26 protein-coding genes are annotated in these 24,851 nt (G+C 76.0%); 16 read left to right on the top strand and 10 right to left on the bottom strand.

The features are described 5' to 3' along the window. The first annotated feature begins 43 nt into the window (after positions 1-43). Positions 44-1,039 carry an acetylxylan esterase gene (locus tag GC089_RS14025; RefSeq protein ID WP_155378176.1) on the top strand — a complete coding sequence of 332 codons (996 nt, stop codon included), beginning with the start codon at positions 44-46 and terminating at the stop codon, positions 1,037-1,039. A 46-nt stretch (positions 1,040-1,085) separates the two neighbouring features. On the opposite strand, the gene GC089_RS14020 is transcribed toward GC089_RS14025, so the two are convergent. Together GC089_RS14020 and GC089_RS14015 are read right to left on the bottom strand one after the other, a co-directional pair. After that, positions 1,086-1,685, bottom strand: coding sequence for a TetR/AcrR family transcriptional regulator (locus GC089_RS14020; protein WP_196250713.1), 600 nt, complete (start codon positions 1,683-1,685; stop codon positions 1,086-1,088). Next, positions 1,686-2,549: an alpha/beta fold hydrolase gene (locus tag GC089_RS14015; RefSeq protein WP_155378175.1), complete on the bottom strand. Its 864-nt coding sequence runs from the start codon at positions 2,547-2,549 to the stop codon at positions 1,686-1,688. Positions 2,550-2,650: 101 nt separating this feature from the next. Here GC089_RS14015 and GC089_RS14010 point away from each other — a divergent pair, with 101 nt between their 5' ends. The 3 genes from GC089_RS14010 (at position 2,651) to GC089_RS14000 (ending at position 4,576) form a co-directional block, all read left to right on the top strand. Next, positions 2,651-3,055, top strand: a complete 405-nt coding sequence (locus GC089_RS14010) for an FKBP-type peptidyl-prolyl cis-trans isomerase (RefSeq protein WP_155378174.1) — start codon at positions 2,651-2,653, stop codon at positions 3,053-3,055. 100 nt (positions 3,056-3,155) lie between these two features. After that, the gene (locus GC089_RS14005; RefSeq protein ID WP_155378173.1) at positions 3,156-4,103 is read left to right on the top strand and encodes a transglutaminase domain-containing protein; all 948 of its coding nucleotides are present in this window, start codon (positions 3,156-3,158) and stop codon (positions 4,101-4,103) included. Positions 4,104-4,168: 65 nt separating this feature from the next. Next, a complete protein-coding gene (locus GC089_RS14000) occupies positions 4,169-4,576 on the top strand; it encodes a hypothetical protein (protein WP_155378172.1) in 408 nt (135 codons plus the stop codon). Between the two features lie 48 nt (positions 4,577-4,624). Here GC089_RS14000 and GC089_RS13995 read toward each other — a convergent pair whose 3' ends face one another. The 3 genes from GC089_RS13995 to GC089_RS13985 all read right to left on the bottom strand — a co-directional run bounded on the left by GC089_RS13995 (position 4,625) and on the right by GC089_RS13985 (position 7,626). Next, positions 4,625-5,371 carry an aspartate/glutamate racemase family protein gene (locus GC089_RS13995; protein WP_155378171.1) on the bottom strand — a complete coding sequence of 249 codons (747 nt, stop codon included), beginning with the start codon at positions 5,369-5,371 and terminating at the stop codon, positions 4,625-4,627. Positions 5,372-5,451: 80 nt separating this feature from the next. After that, on the bottom strand, positions 5,452-6,708 hold the full coding sequence (locus GC089_RS13990) for an FAD-binding protein (protein ID WP_155378170.1): 1,257 nt from the start codon (positions 6,706-6,708) through the stop codon (positions 5,452-5,454). Between the two features lie 66 nt (positions 6,709-6,774). Continuing rightward, positions 6,775-7,626, bottom strand: coding sequence for a type II CAAX prenyl endopeptidase Rce1 family protein (locus GC089_RS13985; RefSeq protein ID WP_370514009.1), 852 nt, complete (start codon positions 7,624-7,626; stop codon positions 6,775-6,777). Positions 7,627-7,708: 82 nt separating this feature from the next. Here GC089_RS13985 and GC089_RS13980 point away from each other — a divergent pair, with 82 nt between their 5' ends. Further along, the gene (locus tag GC089_RS13980; RefSeq protein WP_155378169.1) at positions 7,709-8,692 is read left to right on the top strand and encodes a hypothetical protein; all 984 of its coding nucleotides are present in this window, start codon (positions 7,709-7,711) and stop codon (positions 8,690-8,692) included. Between the two features lie 59 nt (positions 8,693-8,751). Here GC089_RS13980 and GC089_RS13975 read toward each other — a convergent pair whose 3' ends face one another. Next, positions 8,752-10,317, bottom strand: coding sequence for an ATP-dependent DNA ligase (locus tag GC089_RS13975; protein WP_155378168.1), 1,566 nt, complete (start codon positions 10,315-10,317; stop codon positions 8,752-8,754). Between the two features lie 209 nt (positions 10,318-10,526). Further along, positions 10,527-11,204, bottom strand: coding sequence for a peptide-methionine (S)-S-oxide reductase MsrA (msrA, locus tag GC089_RS13970; RefSeq protein WP_155378167.1), 678 nt, complete (start codon positions 11,202-11,204; stop codon positions 10,527-10,529). Positions 11,205-11,300: 96 nt separating this feature from the next. On the opposite strand from msrA, the gene GC089_RS13965 reads away from it, so the two are divergent. Genes GC089_RS13965 through ilvA form a run of 3 tightly spaced genes read left to right on the top strand, consistent with a single transcriptional unit; the run spans position 11,301 to position 15,018 of the window. Further along, on the top strand, positions 11,301-12,545 hold the full coding sequence (locus GC089_RS13965; RefSeq protein ID WP_155378166.1) for a cystathionine gamma-synthase: 1,245 nt from the start codon (positions 11,301-11,303) through the stop codon (positions 12,543-12,545). Further along, entirely contained in the window at positions 12,542-13,813 is a 1,272-nt protein-coding gene (locus GC089_RS13960) for an AI-2E family transporter (protein ID WP_155378165.1), read from the top strand. Before GC089_RS13965 ends, GC089_RS13960 begins: the two co-directional genes overlap by 4 nt. Next, positions 13,810-15,018: a threonine ammonia-lyase gene (gene ilvA / locus GC089_RS13955; RefSeq protein ID WP_155378164.1), complete on the top strand. Its 1,209-nt coding sequence runs from the start codon at positions 13,810-13,812 to the stop codon at positions 15,016-15,018. The genes GC089_RS13960 and ilvA overlap by 4 nt, the downstream gene beginning before the upstream one ends. 72 nt (positions 15,019-15,090) lie before the next feature. On the opposite strand, the gene greA is transcribed toward ilvA, so the two are convergent. Both greA and GC089_RS19680 read right to left on the bottom strand, forming a co-directional pair. Then, on the bottom strand, positions 15,091-15,576 hold the full coding sequence (gene greA / locus GC089_RS13950; protein ID WP_155378163.1) for a transcription elongation factor GreA: 486 nt from the start codon (positions 15,574-15,576) through the stop codon (positions 15,091-15,093). 317 nt (positions 15,577-15,893) lie between these two features. Further along, positions 15,894-16,433: a DUF4307 domain-containing protein gene (locus GC089_RS19680; RefSeq protein ID WP_155378162.1), complete on the bottom strand. Its 540-nt coding sequence runs from the start codon at positions 16,431-16,433 to the stop codon at positions 15,894-15,896. Here GC089_RS19680 and mca point away from each other — a divergent pair. From mca to GC089_RS13930, 3 genes are read left to right on the top strand one after another with little or no spacing between them, the layout of a single operon-like run. Further along, positions 16,398-17,285: a mycothiol conjugate amidase Mca gene (mca, locus tag GC089_RS13940; protein ID WP_155378161.1), complete on the top strand. Its 888-nt coding sequence runs from the start codon at positions 16,398-16,400 to the stop codon at positions 17,283-17,285. The genes GC089_RS19680 and mca overlap by 36 nt on opposite strands. Beyond that, on the top strand, positions 17,282-17,686 hold the full coding sequence (locus GC089_RS13935; RefSeq protein WP_155378160.1) for a hypothetical protein: 405 nt from the start codon (positions 17,282-17,284) through the stop codon (positions 17,684-17,686). The genes mca and GC089_RS13935 overlap by 4 nt, the downstream gene beginning before the upstream one ends. Further along, entirely contained in the window at positions 17,683-18,552 is an 870-nt protein-coding gene (locus tag GC089_RS13930; protein ID WP_230684820.1) for a carbon-nitrogen hydrolase family protein, read from the top strand. The genes GC089_RS13935 and GC089_RS13930 overlap by 4 nt, the downstream gene beginning before the upstream one ends. Before the next feature lie 121 nt (positions 18,553-18,673). Here the strand turns inward: GC089_RS13930 and GC089_RS13925 are convergent, their stop codons facing one another. Further along, positions 18,674-19,408: a hemolysin III family protein gene (locus GC089_RS13925; RefSeq protein ID WP_155378159.1), complete on the bottom strand. Its 735-nt coding sequence runs from the start codon at positions 19,406-19,408 to the stop codon at positions 18,674-18,676. A gap of 157 nt (positions 19,409-19,565) precedes the next feature. Between GC089_RS13925 and GC089_RS13920 the strand changes: the two genes are divergently transcribed. The 5 genes from GC089_RS13920 to GC089_RS13900 all read left to right on the top strand — a co-directional run bounded on the left by GC089_RS13920 (position 19,566) and on the right by GC089_RS13900 (position 24,837). Next, positions 19,566-20,327: an isoprenyl transferase gene (locus GC089_RS13920; protein ID WP_155378158.1), complete on the top strand. Its 762-nt coding sequence runs from the start codon at positions 19,566-19,568 to the stop codon at positions 20,325-20,327. Between the two features lie 349 nt (positions 20,328-20,676). Continuing rightward, the gene (locus tag GC089_RS13915) at positions 20,677-22,053 is read left to right on the top strand and encodes a PhoH family protein (protein ID WP_155379241.1); all 1,377 of its coding nucleotides are present in this window, start codon (positions 20,677-20,679) and stop codon (positions 22,051-22,053) included. Positions 22,054-22,277: 224 nt separating this feature from the next. Further along, complete coding sequence (locus GC089_RS13910) at positions 22,278-23,204, top strand: metal ABC transporter substrate-binding protein (RefSeq protein ID WP_155378157.1); 927 nt, start codon at positions 22,278-22,280, stop codon at positions 23,202-23,204. Then, on the top strand, positions 23,201-23,947 hold the full coding sequence (locus GC089_RS13905; protein WP_155378156.1) for a metal ABC transporter ATP-binding protein: 747 nt from the start codon (positions 23,201-23,203) through the stop codon (positions 23,945-23,947). The genes GC089_RS13910 and GC089_RS13905 overlap by 4 nt, the downstream gene beginning before the upstream one ends. After that, a complete protein-coding gene (locus GC089_RS13900; RefSeq protein ID WP_155378155.1) occupies positions 23,944-24,837 on the top strand; it encodes a metal ABC transporter permease in 894 nt (297 codons plus the stop codon). The genes GC089_RS13905 and GC089_RS13900 overlap by 4 nt, the downstream gene beginning before the upstream one ends. Positions 24,838-24,851 lie beyond the last annotated feature (14 nt).

Raw genomic sequence — 24,851 nt, 5'->3', positions numbered from 1 at the left:
CGCGCGTGCGCCGCGCCCGGCGGCCGCGCGTGGAGGACCGACGATGGCGTTGTTCGACCTGCCCCTGCCCGAGCTCGAGCGGTACGTGCCCGAGCTCGACGTGCCCGCCGACCTCGACGAGTTCTGGTCGTCGACCCTCGCCGACGCCCGGACGCACGACCTCGACGTGCGCCGCACCCCGTACGACGCGCGTCTGCGGCTCGTGGACGTCGAGGACCTCGAGTTCTCCGGGTTCGGCGGGCACCGCGTGCGCGCCTGGGTGACGCGGCCGGCGGGTTCCGCGTCCGACGGCCGGGCGCTGCCCGCGGTCGTCGAGTTCCTCGGCTACGGCGGTGGGCGGGGCCGGCCGCAGGAGCGCCTGGCGTGGGCGGCCGCCGGTTACGTGCACGTGCTGATGGACACCCGCGGCCAGGGCTCGGCCTGGGGGACCGGCGGGGACACGCCCGACCCTGCGGGCAGCGGCCCGGCCGTCCCGGGGTTCATGACCCGCGGCATCCTCGACCCCGCGGAGCACTACTACCGCCGTCTCGTCACGGACGCGGTGCGTGCGGTCGAGGCCGCCCGCGCGCTGCCGGGGGTCGACCCCGCGCGCGTCGCGGTCGCCGGCATCAGCCAGGGCGGCGGCCTCGCGCTCGCGGTCGGCGGCCTCGTCGACGGGCTCGTCGCGGTGATGCCGGACGTGCCCTTCCTGTGCCACTTCCCGCGCGCGCTCGCGATCACCGACCGGGACCCGTACGGCGAGGTCGTGCGCTACCTGGCCGTGCACCGCGACCACGAGGAGCAGGTCCTGCGCACGCTGTCGTACCTCGACGCGGTGCACCTGGCGCGCCGCGCCACCGCGCCGGCGTTCTTCTCGGTCGCGCTGCGGGACATGACGTGCCCGCCGTCGACGGTCTACGCCGCCTACCACCACTACGGGACGCTCGGGGGCGCCGAGCCCGCGAAGCGCATCGAGGTCTACCCGTACAACGACCACGAGGGCGGGCAGGCGGTGCAGGTGGAGGCGCAGCTGCGCTGGCTCGGTGACCTGCTGGCCTGACCTGCGCGGCGCGCGGGGGCGCCGGCGGTGCGCCGGCGCCCCCGCGTCACCGCTCCTCGGGGACCGTCGCGGTGGTCGTGAGCCCGTCGACCAGGCCGTCGACGAGGTAGGCGAAGCTCGCGTCCACGTCGTCGGCCATGCCGAACCCGCCGGCCAGCTCGAGCGCGACGAACCCGTGCACGGCCGCGCGGACCGCGCGGACGGCGTCGACGTGCCGCCGCGCCGGTACCCCGACGTCGGCGACGAGCGCGGCCAGGCGTGCCACGACGGCGGTGGCGGCGGTCTGCAGCGCGTCCGCGTCCGGGTGGTCGCGCCAGTCCTCCTGCACGGCCTGGTAGCGGCCCGGCCGGGCGTGCGCCCAGGCGCGCAGCGCGTGGGCCACGGCGCGCAGGCGCTCGCGCGGGGCCTCGGCGCGGGCGGCCGCCGCCGCGACGACGTCGTCCAGCTCGGCGATGCACCGCAGCGCGACCTCGCGCCGCAGCCCGGGCAGCCCGGCGACGTGCTTGTACAGGCTCGGGACGGCGACCCCGGCGCGCGTCGCGACCGCGGCGAGCGTCAGCCCGCGGAAGCCGTCGGGGCCGCCGGCGTCCACGGCGTCGAGGGCGAGCGCTGTGACGGCGTCGCGGTCCAGGCCGGCGCGCGGCACTCAGGCCTGCCCGGCGTCGGCGGCGGCCGGCAGCCCGGCGAGCAGCTCCAGCACGGCGGCCGTCACGACGTCGGCGCGCTGGTGCTGGGGGTAGTGGCCGGCCGCGGGCACGAGGAGCCCGGTGACGGGTGCGCGGTGCGCGGTCGCCACGACGGCGGCGTGCGCGGCTGCGGGGTCGGACGTCTCCGGGTCCTGCGCGCCGGTGACGACGAGCACGGGGCACGTGACACGCTCGAGCAGCGTCTCGTGACCGCCCGCCACCAGCGCGAGCGCGAGGGCGCGCAGCTGCTCGAGGTACCCCGGCCGGCGCAGGGCCGTGCGCATCGCCCGCAGGTGCTGGGCCGTCCACGTCGCGCGCCGGCCGCGCAGGAGCGACCGGTAGAACCAGGTCCACGCCAGCGGGCCCCAGGGGCGGCGCAGCAGCAGCGAGACCTGCGCGCGCACGGCCGGCGAGGCCGCGGCGTCGTTGGCCGCGTACGCGACCAGCACCACGGCACGCACCCGGGCCGGCTCGAGCGCCGCGACGCGGGCGACGGCGCCCGCCGCGAAGGAGGCGCCGACGAGCACGGCGGGACGCGTGGCGGCGGCGCCCAGCTCGTCGAGCAGCGCGGACACGTCCTCGGCGGTGGCCGTGACGCCGTGCCGGTCGAACGTCGGGTCGCTGTCGCCGTGCCCCCGCACGTCGGTGACCACGACGCGGTGCCCGGAGGCGACGAGCCCGGCGGCGACGTCGCGCCAGGAGGAGCGCAGGTCGCCCATGCCGGGGACGAGCACGACGAGCGGCCCGTCCTGCGGCCCGCGGGTCTCGTACGCCACGCGCCCCTCGGGCGTGGCCAGGTGCTGCAGGGTCGAGGAGGAGGTCATGGCTCGAAGCTAATGCCATTAGCCAACGGTGGCAAGAGGTCGACGCGCTCTCGGCAGGGCAGGATGGGCGGGCACTGTCGTCCCACGAAGGAGAGCACGTCATGGCCGCAGCACTGCCCGAGGTCTCGGGCTCCTACGGCACCAAGCCCACGCTCACGTTCCCGGACTCCGCCGCGCCGGACGAGCTCGAGGTCGTGGTGCTCAGCCGCGGCGACGGCGAGCTCGTCGAGGCGGGCCAGGACATCGAGGTGCACTACCTCGGGCAGTCGTGGCAGGGCGGGGTGTTCGACAACTCGTACGACCGCGGCTCGTCGATCAGCTTCCCGATCGGCGTCGGCGCGGTCATCGCCGGCTGGGACGAGGGCCTCGTGGGCCAGCAGGTCGGCTCGCGCGTCCTGCTGTCGATCCCGTCGCACCTCGGCTACGGCGACCGCGGCGTCCCGCAGGCCGGCATCAAGGGCGGCGACACGCTCGTGTTCGTCGTCGACATCGTCGGGGTCTCCTGACCCGATGAGTCCGCGCCGCGCCGCCGGTCGACCCGAGGAGGGCGCCGGCGGCGCGGTCGCGAGGACCGCGGGACGACGACGTCCCGGGACGGAGGAGCGGATGGGCGGCACGGAGGTCGCGGACCCGGCCTGGTGGGCGGAGCACTCGGCGTACAGCGACCCCCGGGAGCACGCCGGCCTGCTCGCCGGTCTGTGCACCCGGCCGCAGGACGTGCAGGCGGCTGCGACGGGACTGATCGCCCACTACCGCGCCGACGCCGAGACGCTCGACCCCGCGCGCCTGCCGACGATCGACCTGCGCTGGCTCGACCGCATCCTCGCCGCCGGCCTCGAGGCGTCGCCGGCGCCGCTGCCGGGGCGGCCGCACGCGGACCGCATCGCCGGCTGCTGCCGGGACCACACGCTGTTCGCGGTCGGGCTGCTGCGCGAGCACGCCGTGCCGGCGCGGTCGCGCATCGGCTTCGCGCGCTACTTCGAGCCCGGCTTCGGCGTCGACCACGTGGTCGTCGAGCGCTGGGATGGGCAGCGGTGGGTGCGCAGCGACCCGGAGCTCGGCGCGGAGTTCGGCGCCGCCCCCGCTGCCGGCGACCCCTTCGACCCGTTCGACGTGCCGACCGGCCTCGACAGCCCGTTCCCGACGGCGGCGGAGCTGTGGTCGGCGCACCGCCGCGACGGCCTCGACCTGACGGACTACGGGGTGGCCGACGTGCCGCAGCTGCGCGGCCGCGACTTCGTCCGCCACTACGTGTTCCTCGAGGTCGCGCACCGCCGCCGCGACGAGGTGCTGCTGTGGGACGTGTGGGGCGCGGCCCTCGACGGTGCGACGGCCGAGGAGACGGACGCGACCGCGGACGAGCTCGCGGACCTGCTGCTGCGCGCCGACGCCGGGGAGCCCGGTGCCGAGGAGGCGCTCGCGCGCCGGTACGCCGAGGACCCGCGCCTGCGTCCCGCCGGACGCGTGCGGACCCTCTCGCCGCTCGGGCGGGAGGGCTGGACGGACCTGGAGGCCCGCACCACGACCTGGGACGGCACGACCCGCGACGGCTGACCGGCGTCGGCGCCGCCCCGTCGTGGCAGGCTGACCGGGTGCGACCCTTCCGTCACCGCCCGCCCGTGCCCGCGCACGTGGGCGAGGGCTTCCTCGCCGCCGAGGCGCCCGCGCTCCAGCGGTCGTTCCGTGCGGCGCTGCACGCGACCGAGCGCGCGGCCGGGCAGCCCGTGCCGGCCGACGTCGAGGTGTCCCGGGGAGCCGGCGACCGCGTCGTGCTGGCGTGGCGCAACGTGCTCGTGGGGTTCGTCCCCGAGTCGCACCGCGCGCTGCTCGCCGCGCAGGTGGACGCCGCCCGGCCCGCCGCGCTCACGGCCCCGGGCGTCGTGCACCGCTCGGGCGACCTGTGGCGCCTGTGGGTCGGACCGGGGCCGGACGGCGGCTTCCCGCCCCCGGAGCCCGGGCTCGACACCCTGCCCGAGCCGGAGAACACGATCCTGGGGATCCGCCTGCCCCGCCCCGAGGGCCACTGACGACGGTTCCGGAAGGGGCCGGGGACCTCCCGGGCGCCCCGGACCCCGTCAGGCGTCGGCGCCTCCCGTGCTGACGAGGTCCGGGGCGGGCGAGGCAACGGGTGCCTCCGCGAGCGCGTGCTCCGCCGCCGCGAGCGCGTGCACGCGTGCCGAGTCGACGAGCGGCACCGGCCCGCCGGCGGCCGGGAGCGCCAGCTCGAGCTCCGTGCAGGCCAGCACGACCGCGTCCGCGCCGGCCGCCCGGAGCCCGTCGACGACCGCGAGCAGCCGGGCGCGCGAGTCCTCGCGCACCTCGCCCTGCGTGAGCTCGTCGAAGATGATCCGGTCGACCTCCTCCTGCTCGGCGGCGGAGGGGACGAGCGCACCGATCCCGTGCCGGGCGAGGCGGTCCGCGTAGAACGTCTCGGCCATGACCCAACGCGTGCCCACCACGCCGAGGGTGCGGTGGCCCGCGGCCGTCGCGACCCCCGCCACCGCGTCGGCGATGTGCAGGAGCGGGACGCCGATCGCGGCCTCCACCGCCGGCGCGACCTTGTGCATGAGGTTGGTCGCGATGAGGACGGCGTCCGCCCCGGCCGCCTCCAGGCGCCGTCCGGCGGCCGCGAGCAGCTCGCCCGCGCCGTCCCAGTCGTCGGCGAGCTGCAGCTCCCGGACCGCCGCGAAGTCGAGCGACTCCAGCAGCACGTGCGCGCTGTGGTGCCCGCCGAGCCGCTCCTGCACCGCGGTGTTGAGCACGCGGTAGTACTCCGCGGTCGAGTACCAGCTCATGCCGCCGATGATCCCGATGGTGCGCATGCCGGGACGCTACGGGCGCAACCTGGACGAGGGCTGGACGCCGTGCGGACGTTCGGCGGCGGACGTCCGGCGGCGGACGTTCACCGCAGCCCCACCCGCCGCAGGAAGTCGTTCGCGAACCGGCCCTCGGGGTCGTGCCGCTCGAGCAACGCACGGGCGTCGTCCCACCGCGGGTACAGGTCCTGCCACGTGCGGCCGGCCCCCGGGCCGGAGAACAGCTTGCCCCAGTGCGGGCGGGCGTCGAAGGGTGCGAGCGCCTCCTCGATGACCGGCAGCGCGGCGTCGACCTGCGCGCGCAGCGGCTTCCACGTGAAGTGCAGGCCGATGCGGTCGCCGCCGTGCGCGGTGGACAGCCACAGGTCGTCCCCGGCGATGGAGCGGATCTCGCTGATGAGCAGCAGCGGCGAGACGAGGTCGCGCAGGCCGCGCAGCGCCTGGACCGCCGCCACGGCGTGCTCGCGGGGGACCAGCCACTCGGACTGCAGCTCGGCACCGGCGCTCGGCGTGAACTCCAGGCGGAAGTGGGGGAGGCGCTCGTGCCAGGGGCCGGGGACGCCGCCCTGCTGCGTGCACGCCGCGGGGTCCTGGCCGGGCACGGGGTGCATCGGCCCGGGGGCGGGCCGGGCGCCGGCGACCTCCGGGCCGAGCGTGCCGGCGTCGACGCGGTGCTTGCGCCACACCTGGTCGACGGCGTCGCCCGTCCAGTCGGTGAAGAGGCTGACCGACCACGCCGAGCCCATGATCTCCTCGAAGCGGTCGAGCGCCTGCGACCACGGCAGGTCGGTCCACACCTCCTGCGCGACCTCGTACGTCGGCTCGATCGCGAGCGTGACCCGCGTGACGACGCCGAGCCCGCCCAGCGCGACGACCGCACCGGCCAGCTCCTGGTCGTCCGGGCCCAGCGTCCGCACGGTGCCGTCCGCGCCCACGAGCTCGAGGCCGCGGACCGCCGCCGACAGGTTCGCCGCGTGGTCGCCCGACCCGTGCGTGGCCGTCGCGACCGTGCCCGCGACCGCGATGTGCGGCAGCGACGCCATCGTGTGCAGGGCCCAGCCCTGCGCGTGCAGGTGACGCGCCAGCTCGCCGTAGCGCACGCCGGCGCCGACCGTGACCGTGCGGGCGTCGGCGTCGATCGTCGTGGGGACGTCGAGGCGGTCGAGCACGACGAGCGTGCCGGGGGAGTCCGCGAGGTCGTGGAACGAGTGCCGCGAGCCGAGGGCGCGCACGTGCCGCGCGTCGGCGACGACCGCGGCCACCTCCTCGACCGTCGTCGGGCGCACCACGGGCCCGCCGCGGAACGTGTGGCTGCCGGCCCAGGTGGTCAGGGTGTCGGTCATGCTCGAGCCTCCTCGCTCGTCGGGGTCGTGCTCGTCGGAAGGTCTGTCGGCGCGCACGGCGGGACGTCAGCCGGTGCGCGCGGGCGCGGTGACGAAGATGTCGAACAGCTCGGGCGTGTGCGCGTGCACGAGCACCATGAACACGACGGCGTCGAACAGCAGGTGGACGACGAGCACGTACGTCAGCGACTTCGTCAGAGAGAACGTGAAGCCCTGGATCAGGGCGAACGGGATCGTCAGCAGCGGGCCCCACTCGCGGTAGCCGAGCTCCCACAGGAACGACACGAACACGACGGCCTGGAGGACGTTGGCACCCCACAGCGGGAAGTGCCGCCGCAGCAGCGCGAACACCGTGCAGACGAAGAACAGCTCGTCCCACGTGCCGACCGCGTTGACGCCGACGAACAGCCGCGCGACCTCCTGCCCCTCCACGACCGTGGGCCAGTTGCGGTACGCGCCGGACGACAGGAAGTAGTACGGCAGCAGCAGGTAGCCCGCCGCCTGGACGCCGATGAGGTACGCCCACTGCGTGCGCGTCCAGCGCCGACCCGTCCGCCAGGGGAAGCGGATGACGTCGTCGCCGAGCACGTGCCGCGACAGCACGTAGGGGATGACGACGGCCAGCCCCAGCGCGACCGTGAACCGCACCATGCTGGCGTCGGACAGGTCGGCGCCCAGCGGGATCGTGCTGACGATGCCCATGCCGGTGCCGATGATGAGCAGGTCGCGGCCGAGCACGCGGTCGGCCGCCCAGCCGACGACGATCCCGACGACGAGCGGCAGGTACGCCAGCGGGCGCACGTGCAGCGCGAACAGCAGCACGGCCGACCCGCACACGAGCGCGGCCCCGACCCAGCGCCACGCGCCCGGCAGGGACGCGTCCGGGCGCGCGGGCAGGACGTCGGCGGTGGCGGTCACCCGCACACGATGCCAGGCGCGGCGGTGCGACGCCCACGGGCGCGCGCCGGGCACGTGCGGGCCCTGCCCTACGCTGGCGCCCGTGCTCCGGCCCACGACGACCCGCGCCGGCGGGGTGCTCCTGCTCGCGACCCTGCTGCTGACGGGGTGCTCGGCGAGCGCCGAGGACGTCGCCCACAGCCGTGCCGAGGTGCGCGGCGCCGCCGAGGACGAGCTGCCGCGGCTGGCGGACGCCCTGGACGTCGGGGTCGTCCGTGCGACCGGCAGGTTCAACCTGTACGGCATCAAGACCGCGACGATCGGGTACCGCGTGCAGGTCGTGCTCGCCGGGGACGAGGCCGTCACCCAGGACGAGCTGGCGGCCGCCGTCGAGGACCTCGGCTACGACGTGACGCAGTACTCCGAGTTCACCGAGACCGTCGCGGGGGAGCGGAGGGACGTCGTCCTGTCGGCCGTCGCCGACGACCGCGGTGAGGTCCGGATGACGTACTCGGGTCCCGAGCTGCACGTCCCGAAGGACCGGTGGCCGTCGCGCGACCCGGAGGACCTCGACCTGCCGTCGTCCCTGTTCGTCCCGGCGATCCCGCCGCCTCCGGGGGCGCCGGGCAGCGCGGAGGAGATCGCCGAGGTCCGCACGCAGGCGCGCGCCGCGCTGGAGGAGGAGCTGCCACCTCTGGTGAAGGCCCTCGGGGTGGCGGTCCTGCGGGCGGACGGCCGGTTCTGGTCCGAGGACGGCGCCGACCCGGTGGTGTCCGGCTACCGGGTCACCGTGCACCTGGTCGGGGAGGGGCCCGCGTCGCTGGACGTGCTCGCCGACGCGCTGCGGGACCTCGGGTACGACGTCGAGGTCGAGAGCCGCTCCTACGGCGAGGTCCTGGAGGGGGCCCGCGGCGACCTCACCGTGTCCGGCGAGCTCGACGACCGCGGGGACATCCGCCTCTCCTACCGGAGCCGGGACATGCAGGTACCGCCCGACGCCTGGCCGGAGCGGGGCCGCGAGGCCGAGGAGCTCGACCTGCCCGAGGAGCTGTACGTCCCGGGCGGGGACGTGGAGATCGGCGGGTAGCACCGGAGGACGAGCCGCCGGACGGTCCGACGGCCCCCGGCCCGGTGTGCGGCCCGGCCCTAGACGACCAGCCCCCGCACGGTGTCGATCGTGTCCGCCTCCGACGCCGGCTTGTCGTCGCGGTACCGCAGCACGCGCGCGAACCGCAGCGCGAGCCCGCCCGGGTAGCGGGTCGAGCGCTGCAGGCCGTCGAACGCGATCTCGACGACCTGCTCGGGCCGCACGACGACGCCCCACGGCTCTCGCCGCTCGGCGAGCTCCGTGAACCGCTCGGTCTGCCACGCGAGCATCTCGTCGGTCATGCCCTTGAACGTCTTGCCGAGCATGACGAACCCGCCGGCCGGGTCGCGCGCCCCGAGGTGGATGTTCGACAGCGTCCCCTTCCGGCGCCCCGAACCCCACTCGACGGCGAGCACCACGAGGTCGAGGGTGTGCCGCGGCTTCACCTTGACCCACGCGGCGCCGCGCCGGCCCGCCTCGTAGGGCGCGTCGGACGCCTTGACGACGACGCCCTCCTGGCCGTCCGCGACGACGGCGCGGAAGTGCTCGGTCGCGACGGCGGGGTCGCTCGTGACGACCCGGTGCACGACGTGCGGGGAGGCGACCTGGTCGAGCACGGCGAGCCGCTCGCGCAGGGGCGCGTCGAGCAGGTCCCGCCCGTCGACGTGCAGCAGGTCGAAGAAGAACGGGGTCAGCGTCGCGGAGGACGCGAGCTCGGCGTCGCGGGTCGCGCTGCGGGAGGCGGTCTCCTGGAAGGGTCGCGGGCGGCCCTGCTCGTCCAGGGTGAGGGCCTCGCCGTCGAGGACCAGCCGCTGCGCGGGCAGCAGGCGCACGGCCCCGACGATCTCCGGCACCCGGCTGGTGATGTCGTCGAGCGAGCGCGTGTAGACGCGGACCTCGTCGCCGTCGCGGTGCACCTGGATCCGGATGCCGTCGAGCTTCGTGTCGACGACGACCTCGCCCGCGGGCCCGTCGGCGTCGCCGGTGCGCTCCGCGAGGCCCGCCAGGGCGGCCGGGACGTCGGGTGCGGACTGCGCGAGCATCGGCCGCACGGGCCGCCCCACCGTCAGCGTGAACGCGTCGAGCGCGGCCACGGCCTCCTCGGGTCCCGCGGCCCCCAGCGCGGCCACCGCGACGGCCTCGGTCTCGCCCGCCAGCATCGCGGCCCGTCGCACGCTCGCCGCCGGGACGCCCGCCGCCTCCGCGACCGCGTCGAGCAGCAGCGCGTCCAGCGCCCCCTGCCGCAGCTCACCGGTGACGAGCCCGCGCAGCAGCCGCTGCTCGTCCCCGGTCGCGGCGCCGAACAGCGCGGCCGCGGCCGCCGTCCGGGCCCCCGCGGACCCCGGCCCCGAGAGCCCGGCCATGGCCGCGAACGCGGCGTCCACCTCGGCGACCGTCAGCGAGGGCTCGTCCGCCGGCCCGGGCAGCGCGCCCAGCGACCGCCAGCCCAGCCCCGTCCGCCGCTGCCGCAGCTCACCGCCCAGGTACCGGGACACGATGGCCACGTCCTGCGGCCCGTCGGCCGCCGCGCGCCGCAGCACGTCCACGAGCACGGCCCGCTTGGCCAGCCGCGACCGGGTCGCGGCGACGGCGGTGGACGCGGCGGCGACGTCGGCGAGCAGCATGCGCCTCATCCTGGCCGCGCCCACCGACAGCCGCACGGGGACGGTGCCGCCTCCCGCGGACGGGGTGCCGTGAAGCGTTGCGGACACCAGGCGTCCACAACGCTTCACGTGCCGGACGCGCGTCTCCCGGACGCGGCACGTCGGCCGGACGCACGAGGGCCCGCCCCGCGCGCGGCGGGACGGGCCCTCGGACCAGGTGGTGCCGTGCGTCAGGCCGACGGCACCGGGCAGGCGACGCCCGTCGAGTGCACCGGGCAGTAGCCGTTCGGGTTCTTCTGCAGGTACTGCTGGTGGTACGCCTCGGCGTAGTAGAACGGGCCGGCCTCCTCGGCGGGACGGATCTCCGTCGTGATGTCGCCGTAGCCGTTCGCCTTCAGGCGCGGGCCGTACTCGGCGGCGGTGGCGCGGGCCGCCTCGCCCTGCTCGGGCGTCGTGAAGAACACCGCGGAGCGGTACTGCGTGCCCACGTCGTTGCCCTGGCGGAAGCCCTGGGTGGGGTCGTGCTCCTCCCAGAAGTGCCGCACGAGGTCGACGTCGGACAGGACGGTCGGGTCGTACGCGACCATCACCGTCTCGGTGTGGCCGGTGCGGCTCGTGCACGTCTCCTCGTACGTCGGGTAGGGCGTGTAGCCGCCCATGTAGCCGACGGCGGTCGTGACGACGCCCGGCAGCTGCCACGCCTCCTTCTCGGCACCCCAGAAGCACCCCGACGCCAGGTACAGCACGCGCGTGCCCTCCGGCCACGGGCCCTGCAGCGGCGTGCCGAGCACGGTGTGCGTCTCGGGGATCGCGTACGCGTACCCGTCGCGGCCCTTCAGCGCCGTGTCGGGCTCGACCATCTGCGTGCGCAGCGACGAGCCGAGCAGCGTCTCGAACAACGAGGCCATGACCGTCTTCTCCTTCTCCCGGGGGACGCCTGGCACAACCCGTCCGGACGCCCGCGTGTTCCCCGCCGCGGGGGTCCCACGGCCTAGCCTGGGACCGTGACGAGCCACCCCTTCGCCGAGCCCCACGACTGGTCCACGACCGGCTTCTCGACCCGCGCGATCCACGCGGGTCAGGACCCCGAGGCGCGCACGGGCGCCGTCGTGCCGCCCATCCACCAGGTGTCGACGTACAAGCAGGACGGCGTCGGAGGCCTGCGCGAGGGCTACGAGTACTCGCGCTCGGGCAACCCGACCCGGCACGCGCTCGAGGAGGCCCTCGCGGCCGCCGAGGGCGGCGCCGCCGCGTTCGCGTTCGCCTCGGGTCTCGCGGCCGAGGACGCGCTGCTGCGCTCGGTCCTGCGGCCCGGCGACCACGTCGTGATCGGCAACGACGCGTACGGCGGCACGTACCGGCTGATCGCGCGCGTGCTCGGGCCGTGGGGGATCGACCACACGCCCGTCGACATGCTCGACCCGGACGCGGTGCTCGCGGCGATCCAGCCGGGGCGGACGAAGGCGATCTGGGCCGAGACGCCGACGAACCCCCTGCTCGGCATCGCGGACGTCGAGGCGATCGCGGTGCACGCGCGCTCCGCGGGCGTCGTGCTCGTCGTCGACAACACGTTCGCCACGCCCTACCTGCAGAACCCGATCGCGCTCGGCGCGGACGCCGTCGTGCACTCGACGACCAAGTACATCGGCGGGCACTCCGACGTGGTCGGCGGCGCGGTCGTCGTCGCGGACGGCGCGCAGCTGCCCGCCGGCATGGAGGGGCCGACCGGCACCACCACGCTGCGGGACGCGGTCGGCTTCCTGCAGAACGCGTCCGGCGCGGTCGCCGGCCCGTTCGACGCGTGGCTCACGCTGCGCGGCCTGCGGACCCTCGCCGTGCGCATGGACCGCCACCAGGCGAACGCCGGGCGCGTCGCACGCTTCCTGCTCGACCACCCCGGCGTCACGCACGTCCTCTACCCTGGCCTGCCCGACCACCCCGGCCACGACGTCGCGGCGCGGCAGATGAGCGGCTTCGGCGGCATGGTCGCGTTCCGCACGGGCGACGCCGAGAAGGCCGTGGCCGTGTGCGCGCACACGCGCGTGTTCACGCTCGCGGAGTCGCTCGGCGGCGTGGAGTCGCTCATCGAGCACCCGGGCCGCATGACGCACGCCTCGGTCGCCGCCACGGCGCTCGAGGTCCCGGACGACCTCGTGCGCCTGTCGGTCGGCATCGAGGACGTCGAGGACCTGCTCGCGGACCTGGCGCAGGCGCTCGAGGCGGCCGGGCTCGGGGGCGGCGCCGCGTGACCGAGCAGGAGACGTCGACGAGCGTCGTCGTCGCGGACCGGCCCGCGCACCCCGTCCCGCCGTCCGTGCAGGCCGCGGCCTCGTGGTCGTGGCGGCTGCTGCTCATCGGCGCGGCCGTGGCCGTGGGCCTCTGGCTCCTCGCGGTCACCAAGGTCATCGTGGTGCCGGTCGCGGTCGCGCTGCTGCTCACGGTGCTGCTCGCGCCGTTCGTGACGTTCCTGCAGCGGCGTGCCCGCCTGCCGCGGGCGCTGGCCGCGGCGGTGGCGCTCGTGCTGATGCTCGGCGTGGTCGGCGGGCTCCTCACGCTCGCGGGCCGCTCGATCGTCGCGGGCATCGCCGCGCTCGCGGACCAGGCGCGCGAGGGCGCCGACACGCTGCTCACGTGGCTGTCGGACGGGCCGCTGGGCCTCGACCAGGCGCAGCTCGACGGCTACGTCGACCAGCTGCAGGAGACGGTGGCCGGCAGCAGCCAGCAGATCGCGACCGGGGCGCTGTCGGTCACGGTCACCGTCGGGCACGTGCTCGCGGGCACGCTCGTCGCGCTGTTCTGCACGCTGTTCTTCCTCATCGACGGCCGGCGCATCTGGGCGTGGGTCGTCGGCCTGCTGCCGCGCGGGTCGCGCGAGAGCGTGCACCAGGCGGGGCGCCGCGGCTGGGTGACGCTCGGCGCGTACACGCGCACCCAGATCCTCGTCGCCGGCGTCGACGCCGTCGGCATCGGGCTGGGCGCCGTCCTGCTCCAGCTGCCGCTCGCCGTACCGCTCGCGGTGCTGGTGTTCTTCGGCTCGTTCATCCCGTTCGTCGGCGCGATCCTCACCGGCACGATCGCCGTGCTCGTCGCGCTCGTCACGCAGGGCTGGGTCTCCGCGCTCGTCATGCTCGTGATCGTCCTGGCCGTGCAGCAGCTCGAGGGGCACGTGCTGCAGCCGTTCCTCATGGGGCACGCCGTCTCGCTGCACCCGGTGGCCGTGCTGCTCGTCGTCGCGACCGGGTCGTTCGCGGCCGGCATCGTCGGCGCGCTGTTCGCGGTGCCCGTCGCGGCCGTGCTCAACACGGTCGTGCTGTACCTGCACGGGCACGACAAGTTCCCCCAGCTCGGCACGGGCGACCACGTGTCCATCCGGCCGCGCGCGCACCCCGTGCTCGCACGTGCGCTCGCGGCGGCGGCGGAGGCCGAGTCGGCCGTGCGGGCCGAGCGCGACGGCGACCGCGGCACCCGGCCGGCGGACCCGCCCACGGCCGCGACGCACGGCCCGGCCGCGCCGTGATCGGAGCCGACGACGTCCGGGCGGCGGCCGCGCTGCTCGGGGGCGTGGCGGAGCGCACGCCCGTGCAGCGCAGCCGCGCGCTGTCCGAGCTCGTGGGGGCCGACGTCTGGCTCAAGTGCGAGAACCTCCAGCGCGCCGGTTCGTTCAAGATCCGCGGCGCGTACGTGCGCATGGCGCGCCTCTCGGGCGCGGAGAAGGCGCGCGGCGTCGTCGCGGCCAGCGCGGGCAACCACGCGCAGGGCGTCGCGCTCGCGGCGCGCCTGCTCGGCCTGACCGCGGTCGTGTTCATGCCCGTCGACGCCGCGCTGCCGAAGGTCGCCGCCACCAAGGGCTACGGCGCGCAGGTCGAGCTCGTCGGGACGTCGGTCGACGAGGCGCTCGTGGCCGCGCGTGCGCACGCGGACCGCACGGGTGCGGTGCTCATCCACCCGTTCGACCACCCGGACGTCGACGCCGGGCAGGGCACCGTCGCGCTCGAGGTGCTCGAGCAGGTGCCGGACGCCGGGACGCTCGTGGTGCCCGTGGGCGGCGGCGGGCTCGCCGCCGGCATGGTGGCGGCGCTGGACGACCGGCCGGACGTGCGCGTCGTCGGGGTGCAGGCGGCGGGTGCGGCGGCCTACCCCGCGTCGCTCGCGGCGGGGCGGCCGGTCCGCGCGCCCGAGCTGCGCACCATGGCGGACGGCATCGCCGTCGGGACGCCCGGTGAGGTGCCGTTCGAGCTGCTCGCGCACCACCGCGTGCCGGTGCGCACGGTCTCCGAGGAGGACCTGTCCCGTGCGCTGCTGCTGGTCGCGGAGCGCGCGAAGCTGGTCGTCGAGCCGTCGGGCGCGGCCGCGGTCGCCGCGCTCATGGCCGACCCCGCGGGGTCCGCGGCCGACGGGCGGCCCGTGGTGTGCGTGCTGTCGGGCGGCAACGTCGACCCGCTGGTGCTGCTGCGCGTGGTCCGCCACGGCCTGGCGTCCGCCGGCCGGTACCTGCACGTGCACGCGCGGGTGGAGGACACGCCGGGCGCGCTCGCGGGCCTGCTGCAGGACGTGGCCGCCCGCGGCGGCAACGTCATGCACGTCGCCCACACGCGCACCGGCGGCGACCTCGCGCTGAGCGAGGTCGCGGTCGACCTGCAGATCGAGACGAAGGGGCCCGAGCACTGCGGCGAGCTGCTCGCGGGCCTGCGCGCGGCGGGCTACCGCCTGGGCGACGGCTGACCCTGCCGCCGCACGCCGACGGCGCCGGACCCGGGGCGGGTCACGGCGCCGTCGTGCGTGCGTGGGCGGGCGTCAGCCCGTGAACGGGCGCGCGTCCGTGATCTCCACCGGGATCTGCCGGCCGTTCGGCGCCTCGTACGTCGTCGCGTCGCCCACCTTGCGGCCGTAGATGGCCGCACCGAGCGGCGACGTGGGGGAGAAGACGTCGATGTCGGCGGTGCCGGCGATCTCGCGCGAGCCCAGCAGGAACGTCATCTCGTCCCCGGCCACGACGGCCGTGACGACCATGCCGGCCTCGACGACGCCGTCGTCCGGCGGCGTGCCGATCTGGACGTTGCGGAGCTTCTCCTTGAGCTCGCGGATGCGGGCCTCCTGCTTGGCCTGCTCCTCGCGGGCGGCGTGGTAGCCGCCGTTCTCCTTGAGGTCGCCCTCGTCGCGGGCCGCCGCGATGCGGTCCGCGATCTCCTTGCGGCCCACCGTCTCGAGGTGCGCGAGCTCCTCCTTGAGGCGGTCGTAGGCCTCCTGCGTCAGCCACGTGGCCGCAGTCGTGTCGGTCACGATCGCTCCTTCCCTTGCCTCGGGTCCACCGCCTCGCGGCGGCGGGTCGTGCCCGCCCCGGCGCGCACGGGTGCGACGCGGTGCGTGCGGGACGGGGTGGTGTCGCCGTCTCAGCGCGGCCGCGTCGACCTGTCGTACGACGCCGGACCGGGGCGGCGTAAACGTCCATGGTAGCCGGGAGGCCCGCCGCGCGGTGGACGCGCGACCGGAACCACCCGCCCGCCGGGCCCGGCGCCGGGGTGCGGGCGTCGCGCGCCGCGGGCTGCGGTGCAGGTCAGCGGCAGGTCAGCGGCAGGTCAGGGCAGGTGAGAGACAGGTCAGGGCAGCGGCGCGCAGGAGTCCACGACACCGCTGACGCCCTCCCCGACCGTGGAGACGGTGACCGTCACGCGGCGCGTGCGCTCCTGCGCGGGCGGCACCTCGACGTCGAGGACGCCCACCTGCGCGTACGACTCGGACAGCACCTGGACGCGGCACGTCGCGGCCACCCCGGGGTCCGTCGTGACGTCGAACGTGACGTCGGTCGACGCGGGTCCGTCCACCCGGAACCCGACGGTCTTCCACTGCACGGGGTCGCGCAGCACGCCGCTGCCGATCCACCCGAGCACGAGCATGGCGAGGACCACGAGCGCGGCGAGCCCCCACCGCTGCAGCCGGCGCGCGGCGTCGGTGGGCTCCGGTCCGTAGCGCCCGACGGGCGTGCGGGGGCCGGTGCGACCACGGGACCTCCTGGGGCGGGACGAGCGGCTCGTCGTGCGGGTGGCGGGCGTGCGTAGGGGATCATTGTCCCTCGTCCGACGACCTGTGACGGGAGGCCCTGGGTGAGCACGGAGCGGCTTCGGCTCATGGCGGTGCACGCGCACCCCGACGACGAGTCCAGCAAGGGTGCCGCGACGACCGCGCGGTACGCGGCGGAGGGCGTCGACGTCCTCGTCGTGACCTGCACGGGTGGTGAGCGCGGGGACGTGCTCAACCCGCACTACGGCCCGGCCCCGGCGGGGCTCGAGGAGATGCGCGCGGTCCGCCGCGAGGAGATGGCGACGGCGGCCGCCGCCCTCGGCGTGCGCCAGCACTGGCTCGGCTTCGTCGACTCGGGCCTCCCGGAGGGCGACCCGCTGCCCCCGCTGCCCGACGGGTGCTTCGCGCTCACGCCGCTCGAGGAGGCCTCCGCGCCGCTCGTCGAGCTGGTCCGCGAGTTCCGCCCGCACGTCATGACGACGTACGACCCGACCGGGGGCTACCCGCACCCGGACCACATCATGTGCCACCGCGTCTCCGCCGAGGCGTTCGCCGCCGCCGGCGACCCCGAGCGCTACCGCGGGCGCGGCGAGCCGTGGGCACCGCTGAAGCTCTACTACAACCACGGGTTCTCCCTGGAGCGGATGCGCACGGTGCACGACGCGATCGTCGCGGCCGGCGGCGAGTCGCCGTTCAGCGACTGGATCGACTCGCGCCAGGCCCGCGAGGTGCCCGAGCGGCCGGTGACGACACGGGTCGAGTGCGCGGACTTCTTCCCCCAGCGGGACGCGGCCCTGCGCGCGCACGCCACGCAGATCGACCCGGAGGGCTGGTTCTTCGCGGTCCCGCGCGAGGTGGAGCTCGCGCACTGGCGCACCGAGGAGTTCGAGCTCGCGGAGTCGCGTGTGCCGACGACGGTGCCCGAGGACGACCTGTTCGCCGGGATCCGCGGGACGGAGGCGGCCCGGTGAGCGGCGCCGTGCACGGGGTCCTGCTCGCGGCGGTGGTGCACGCCGAGCGGCTGCCCGGACCGACCATCGAGTCGCCGGAGGAGGGCTCGCCCGGGTTCCTCGGCTTCGTCGTCACGTTCCTGCTGGCGGCGGCGGTGATCGCCCTCGCGGTGTCGTTCAGCCGGCGGATGCGCCGTGCGGACCACCGGGCCCGGCTGCGCGCGCAGGAGGAGGAGCAGCGCGGCGCCGCGGCGGGGCCCGCTCCCGTGACCGCGGAGGAGGCCGTCGCCCAAACCGAGCTCGACGCCCGGACCGAGGCGGGGCGTCCCGCGGCACCCGCCCCGGACGCGTCCGCGGACGGGGACGCGGACGACGGCGGCGGCCAGGACACCCCGGGCCGCGACGTCCCGCGGGCGCCGTGAGCGACGGTCGGGGCGCGCCGGTGCGCCCCGCGGTGCGGGTCACCGTCGCGCAGCTGCAGGTGGGCACGGACCGCGCCGCGAACGTCGAGGTCGCGCGCGACGCCGTGCGCGAGGCCGCGCGCGTCCGCGCGGACGTCGTGGTGCTGCCCGAGTACGCGTCGGCGTTCGACCCGCGCGGCGTCGGGCCGGACCTGGCCGAGCCGCTCGACGGCCCGTTCGTCACCGCGCTGCGGGAGGAGGCGGCGCGCGGCGGTGTCGCGGTGCTGGCGGGCACGACGCTGCCCGGTACGACGCTCACGGGCACGACGCCCACGGGCCAGGACGGTGACGGCGCCGCCCGCGCGGTCAACGCCGTGGTGGGGGTCGCCGCCGACGGGTCCCTGGCGGGCGTCTACCGCAAGGTGCACCTGTACGACGCGTTCGGCCAGCGCGAGTCCGACCGCTTCGTGGCCGGCCCGGCCGACGCACCGCCCCTGGTGCTCGACGTCGCCGGGCTGCGGTTCGGCGTCATGACCTGCTACGACCTGCGCTTCCCCGAGTCGGCGCGTCGCCTCGTGGACGCGGGTGCGCACGTGCTCGTGGTCCCCGCCGCGTGGGCGCCCGGTCCGCACAAGGCGATGCACTGGCGGACGCTCGCCGCCGCGCGCGCGATCGAGAACACCGCGGCGGTCGTCGCGGTCGGCCAGGCCGGGCGCGGCGTCGTGGGGCGCTCGCTCGTCGTGGGGCCCGACGGCGTCGTCGGCCTCGAGCTCGACGAGACGCCGCAGGTGCGCACCGTGGACCTGGACGCGGCGGCCCTGACGGCCGTCCGCGAGCGCAACCCGTCCCTCGCGAACCGCCGCTACACGGTGGTCCCGCGCACCTGAGCGCCCCACCGCCGACCGCGCCGGTCGTCGGGCGAGCGCGGCGGTCGTGACCGGTGCGCTCGCCCGGTACCCGGTGCCCTCGCGCGGTACCCGGCGCGCTCGGTGGGGCGAGGGAGCGGGGTCAGGCGGCCCGGGCGGCGGCGATCCACACGGCGGCGTAGTGGCAGCCGTACCCGACGACCGTCAGGGCGTGGAAGACCTCGTGGAAGCCGAACCAGCGGGGGCTGGGGTTCGGGCGCTTGAGGCCGTAGACCAGGGCGCCGACGGTGTACGCCAGCCCGCCGGCCGCGACGAGCCACACGATCCCGGGCCCGCCGGTCCGCCAGAACTGCGGCAGGAACCCGACGGCGACCCACCCCAGCGCGACGTAGATCGGCACGTACAGCCAGCGGGGTACGTTGAGCCAGAACACGCGCGCGAGCAGGCCCACGAGGGCCCCGGACCAGACGACGGCGAGCAGCACCCGCGCGGTCGACGACGGCAGCAGCAGCACCGCGAGCGGCGTGTAGGTGCCCGCGATGATGAGGAAGATGTTCGTGTGGTCCAGCCGCCGCAGGACGGCCGCGACGCGCGGTGACCAGCGGCCGCGGTGGTAGACCGCGCTGGTGCCGAAGAGCAGCACGGCGGAGACCCCGAAGACGGCCGTCGACCAGCGTGCGGCGGCGGTGGGGGAGACGGCGACGAGGACGACCGACGCGACGAGCACGAGCGGCGCGACGCCGGCGTGGATCCAGCCCCGCAGTCGCGGCTTGACCTGCTCGACGACCTGCTCGACGGCGTCGCCCACGGCGTCCGCCGCGCGCTGGACGCCGCTGTCGCCGCTGCCTCGCTCGTGCCCTGCGGGGGTGCTGCTCATGCGTGCGTCCGCCTCCGTCCCTCCACAACCTACGTCACCGTAGGTTACGCGCCCGTAGGGTCGCTGTCGACGCGGTGCGGCCCCGCACGGGCCCGCGCGCGGGGTCCCGGCGAGTAGCGTGAGCGCGTCCCCGCCTCGTCCCACCGGGAGGATCCGCGTGCGCCTGCCGCACCCGCTGTACGGACTCTACGAGCGACGGCTCGCGGCGTCGCTGCCGGCCGCGCAGATGCCGCGGCACATCGGGGTCATCCTCGACGGCAACCGGCGGTGGGCGCGCAGCAGCGGCCTCTCGTCCGCGCACGGGCACCGGCGCGGGGCGGACAAGATCAGCGACCTGCTGCACTGGAGCGAGGACGTCGGGGTCGAGGTCGTGACGCTCTGGATGCTCTCCACGGACAACCTCGCGCGCGACCCGGAGGAGCTCGAGCCGCTGCTCGCCGTCATCGAGGACGTCGTGGGCGAGCTCGCGGCCGAGCGGCGCTGGCGGATCCAGGCCGTCGGCGCGCTGGAGATGCTGCCGCCGCGCACCGCGGCCGCGCTCAAGGCGGCGGAGGAGGCGACGGCGGACGTCGAGGGGCTGCACGTCAACGCCGCGGTCGGGTACGGCGGGCGCCGGGAGATCGCCGACGCCGTCCGCTCGTTCCTGCGGCACCACGCCGAGGCGGGCACGAGCCTCGACGAGCTCGCCGAGGGCTTCGACGTCGAGCACATCGCCGAGCACCTGTACACGAAGGGTCAGCCCGACCCCGACCTGGTCATCCGCACGTCGGGCGAGCAGCGGCTCGGCGGCTTCCTGCTGTGGCAGAGCGCGCACTCGGAGTTCTACTTCTGCGAGGCGTACTGGCCCGACTTCCGCCGCGTCGACTTCCTGCGCGCGCTGCGCGCGTACGGGCAGCGGGAGCGCCGGCTCGGCCGCTGACCGGCGGCCCGTCGAGGCCCCGGCGACCGCCGGGTGAACATCGCGTGACGGCACGAGCGTGTCGTGCGTCACGTGCGCAGCCGCCCCCGGGCGCGGGGTTACGTTCCTGCCCGAGGACGACGCCCGTCGTCCCGGGAGGCCAGCCCATGGAGCCAGTGCTCCGGGAGGAGGGCCGGACCCGGCCCTCGGCCGGCCGACCCCGTCCCGTCGCCGACTGCCGGACGCGGTACGCCGCGTGCCCGTGCAGGAGGCGCCCGACCAGGCGCTGACGCGCCGGAGGGAGCCTGCCGTGGACCACACCTCGCAGCACGACCCGGGGGACGCCCGCACACCGCGGACCGACGCCCACCTGGGTGGCACCGCTCCCGACCGCGCCGCCCCCGACGACGCCACCCTCGACGACGGCCGCCTCACGTACGTGCTCGACACGTCGGTGCTGCTGTCCGACCCGCGCGCGATCCGCCGGTTCGCCGAGCACGACGTCGTCCTCCCGGTCGTCGTCATCACCGAGCTGGAGGCCAAGCGGCACCACGCCGAGCTCGGCTACTTCGCGCGCACCGCCCTGCGTCTGCTCGACGACCTGCGGGTGCGCCACGGCCGCCTCGACGCACCCGTGCCGGTGAGCGACGAGGGCGGCACGCTGCGCGTCGAGCTCAACCACGTGGACGACCGGGTGCTGCCGGCGGGCTTCCGGCTCGGCGACAACGACACGCGGATCCTGTCCGTCGCCGCGAACCTGGCGGCGGAGGGGCGCGACGTCACGGTCGTCTCGAAGGACCTGCCGATGCGGATCAAGGCGTCGGCGGTCGGCCTGCGCGCCGAGGAGTACCGCGCCGAGCTCGCCGTGGACTCGGGGTGGACGGGCATGGACGCCCTCGACCTGACCGAGCAGCAGATGGCCGCGCTGTGGGAGCACGAGTCGCTGCCGCTCGCCGAGGTGCCGGTGCCGGCGTCCGCGCTCGCGGGCTCGCCGCAGGACCTGCCGTGCCACACGGGCCTGGTGCTCCACAGTCCCCGCGGGTCGGCGCTCGGCCGGGTCACCGCCGACAAGCACGTGCAGCTCGTGCGCGGCGACCAGGACGTGTTCGGCGTGCACGGCCGCTCGGCGGAGCAGCGGATCGCGATCGACCTGCTGCTCGACGAGTCGGTCGGGATCGTCTCGCTGGGCGGCCGGGCGGGGACGGGCAAGTCGGCGCTGGCGCTGTGCGCGGGCCTCGAGGCGGTGCTCGAGCGGCGTCAGCACCGCAAGGTCATGGTGTTCCGGCCGCTGTACGCGGTGGGCGGGCAGGACCTCGGGTACCTGCCCGGCAGCGAGGCCGAGAAGATGAACCCGTGGGCGCAGGCGGTGTTCGACACGCTCGGCGCGCTCGTGAGCAAGGAGGTCGTCGAGGAGGTCCTCGACCGGGACCTGCTCGAGGTCCTGCCGCTCACGCACATCCGCGGGCGGTCCCTGCACGACGCGTTCGTCATCGTCGACGAGGCCCAGTCGCTCGAGCGCAACGTGCTGCTCACGGTGCTGTCCCGGATCGGGCAGTCCTCGCGGGTCGTGCTGACGCACGACGTCGCGCAGCGCGACAACCTGCGCGTGGGCCGGCACGACGGGGTCGCGGCGGTGATCGAGGCCCTCAAGGGGCACCCGCTGTTCGCCCACGTGACGCTCACCCGCTCCGAGCGGTCGCCCGTCGCGGCGCTCGTCACCGAGCTGTTCGAGGGCATCGAGGCGTAGCGCCGCCCGTCCCGCGACGAGGGCCGTCCCCCCACCGGGTGGGCGGCCCTCGTCGCGCGGTCCCGGGTCGGTCCGCCGGCGCGCGAGGACGCCCGCCGCGCTGGCTGCGGGCAGCGTCGGCCGCTCGCCGGGCGGGGCGACCGGTGCGCCTGCACGATGCGAGGGACGGCCGCGCCGTGGGTCTGCGCTCGCCCTGCCCGGCACTCCGAACTACAGTTTTCGGTATGCCGAACTTCGTCCGCAGGGCCGCTCCGGTGCCCGCCCTCGTGGTCGTCCTCGCGCTGCTCGCGGCGTGCGTGCCGGCCCGCGCGCGCGGTGCGGACGACGGCCGTCCGCTCGTCCTGACGACGTTCACGGTGCTGGCGGACGTCGCCCGCAACGTCGGCGGCGAGCACGTGCGCGTCGAGTCGCTGACGAAGCCGGGCGTCGAGGTGCACGGGTACGAGCCGACCCCGGGCGACCTGCGCCGTGCCGCCGGCGCGGACCTCGTCCTCGACAACGGCCTCAACCTCGAGGCGTGGTTCGCGCAGTTCGTGCAGGACGCGGACGTGCCGCACGTCGTCGTCTCGCAGGGCGTCGAGGTGATCGACATCGCCGACGACGCGTACGCGGGCACGCCCAACCCGCACGCGTGGATGAGCCCGGCCAACGTCGAGCTCTACGTCGAGAACATCGCCGACGCGCTCGTCGAGCTCGTGCCCGAGCACGCCGACGACGTGCGCGCGAACGCCGACGCCTACCGCGCCGAGCTGCGCGAGGTGCAGGCCGAGCTCGTCGACGGGCTCGCCGCCGTGCCCGAGCCGCAGCGCGCGCTGGTCACGTGCGAGGGCGCGTTCTCCTACCTCGCCCGGGACGCCGGGCTGGCCGAGCGCTACGTGTGGCCGGTCAACGCCGAGCAGCAGGCGACGCCGCAGCAGGTCGCCGCCGTCATCGAGTTCGTCCGCGAGCGCGACGTGCCCGCCGTCTTCTGCGAGTCCACCGTGTCCGACGCCGCGATGCAGCAGGTCGTGGAGGCCACCGGCGCACGGTTCGGCGGCGTGCTCTACGTCGACTCCCTGACCACCGAGGACGGGCCCGTGCCGACCTACCTCGACCTCGTCCGGCACGACGTGCGCACGATCGTCGACGGCCTCACGGGCGGGGCGTCGTGACGTCCGCGCTCGACGTCGCGCACGTCACCGTCCGCTACGGCGACGTGCTCGCGCTCGACGACGTCTCGCTGCGGCTCGCCCCGGGGCGGGTCTGCGGACTGGTCGGCGTCAACGGGGCGGGGAAGTCCACGCTCCTGAAGGCGGTCACCGGCACCGTCCGGCCCGGCACGGGCGACGTCCGCGTCCTGGGGGAGGACCCGGCCCGCGCGCGGCGGCGCGGCGCGATCGCGTACGTGCCCCAGCAGGAGGCCGTGGACGTCACGTTCCCCGTGAGCGTGCGCGACGTCGTCGCGACGGGCCGGTACGGGCACCTGGGCCCGACCCGGCGGCTGCGCCCCGCCGACCATGCCGCCGTCGACGCCGCGCTCGAGCGGGTCGGGCTCACGGCACTGGCGCAGCGGCAGGTCGGCCGGTTGTCCGGCGGTCAGCGGCGGCGCGCGTTCGTCGCGCGCGCGATCGCGCAGGAGGCGGACCTGCTGCTGCTCGACGAGCCGTTCGCGGGCGTCGACAAGGGCTCTGAGGCGACCGTGGTGCGTCTGCTGCGCGAGCTCGCCGCCGACGGCCGGACGGTGCTCGTCTCGACGCACGACCTGCACGCGCTGCCCGACCTCGCCGACGAGGCGGTGCTGCTGCACCGCTCGGTGGTGTTCCACGGACCCGTCGCCGACGCGCTGCGGCCCGACACCCTCGCGCTCGCCCTCGGCCTCGCGGCGGGACCGGGCACGACGGGGGAGGCGGCATGACCCCGCTCGACCTGCTCCTGGAGCCGCTCGGCTACGAGTTCATGGTCCGTGCCCTGGCCACGACGGTCCTCGCGGCGGTCGTCTGCGCGCTGCTGTCGTGCTGGCTCGTCCTCGTCGGCTGGTCGCTCATGGGGGACGCGGTGTCCCACGCCGTCCTGCCGGGCGTGGTGCTCGCCTACGTCGTCGGCGCGCCGTTCGCGGTGGGGGCGCTCGTCTTCGGGCTGCTCGCGGTGGTCCTGGTGGGGGCGGTGCGCGGGTCCGGCCGCGTCAAGGAGGACGCCGCGATCGGCATCGTCTTCACGACGCTGTTCGCCCTCGGGCTGGTGCTCGTGTCGGTGACGCCGAGCGACACCGACCTGAACCACATCGTGTTCGGCAACGTGCTCGGCGTGTCGACGTCGGAGCTCGTCCAGGTCGCGGTCCTCGCCGCCGTCGCGGCCGTGACGCTGCTGGTCAAGCGGCGCGACCTCGTGCTGTTCGCGTTCGACCCCACGCACGCGCACGCGATCGGCCTGTCGCCGCGGCGGCTCGCCGCGCTGCTGCTCGGCGTGCTCGCGGTGACGGCCGTCGTCGCGCTGCAGGTGGTCGGGGTCGTGCTCGTCGTCGCGATGCTCGTCATCCCCGGTGCCACCGCCCGCCTGCTCACCGACCGCTTCGGGCGGATGCTCGTGCTCGCGCCCCTGCTGTCGGCGACGTGCGCGGTCCTCGGGCTGTACCTCAGCTACTGGTACGACCTCGCGTCCGGCGGCATGGTCGTGCTGGTGCAGGGCGTCGTGTTCGGGGTGGTGCACCTGCTCGGACCGCACGGGGTGCTCGCACGCCGGCGCGCGGTGCGCCCGGGGCGGACGGCGGACCGGGAGGGCGCCGTCGCACCGGCGGTGCCCGCCTGACGTCCGGTCCGCGG

The organism is Cellulomonas sp. JZ18, from assembly GCF_009720485.1.
Taxonomy (GTDB): Bacteria; Actinomycetota; Actinomycetes; order Actinomycetales; family Cellulomonadaceae; genus Cellulomonas.
Note: the sequence above shows the minus strand (reverse complement) of the source record. Positions and strands in the feature narration are given on the sequence as shown.

Coding starts and splice junctions, on each gene's coding strand:
- GC089_RS14025 (WP_155378176.1), top strand. CDS start 44: ATGGCGTTGTTCGACCTGCCCCTGCCCGAGCTCGAGCGGTACGTGCCC.
- GC089_RS14015 (WP_155378175.1), bottom strand. CDS start 2,549: ATGACCTCCTCCTCGACCCTGCAGCACCTGGCCACGCCCGAGGGGCGC.
- GC089_RS14010 (WP_155378174.1), top strand. CDS start 2,651: ATGGCCGCAGCACTGCCCGAGGTCTCGGGCTCCTACGGCACCAAGCCC.
- GC089_RS14005 (WP_155378173.1), top strand. CDS start 3,156: ATGGGCGGCACGGAGGTCGCGGACCCGGCCTGGTGGGCGGAGCACTCG.
- GC089_RS13995 (WP_155378171.1), bottom strand. CDS start 5,371: ATGCGCACCATCGGGATCATCGGCGGCATGAGCTGGTACTCGACCGCG.
- GC089_RS13990 (WP_155378170.1), bottom strand. CDS start 6,708: ATGACCGACACCCTGACCACCTGGGCCGGCAGCCACACGTTCCGCGGC.
- GC089_RS13975 (WP_155378168.1), bottom strand. CDS start 10,317: ATGCTGCTCGCCGACGTCGCCGCCGCGTCCACCGCCGTCGCCGCGACC.
- msrA (WP_155378167.1), bottom strand. CDS start 11,204: ATGGCCTCGTTGTTCGAGACGCTGCTCGGCTCGTCGCTGCGCACGCAG.
- GC089_RS13925 (WP_155378159.1), bottom strand. CDS start 19,408: ATGAGCAGCACCCCCGCAGGGCACGAGCGAGGCAGCGGCGACAGCGGC.
- GC089_RS13910 (WP_155378157.1), top strand. CDS start 22,278: ATGCCGAACTTCGTCCGCAGGGCCGCTCCGGTGCCCGCCCTCGTGGTC.
- GC089_RS13900 (WP_155378155.1), top strand. CDS start 23,944: ATGACCCCGCTCGACCTGCTCCTGGAGCCGCTCGGCTACGAGTTCATG.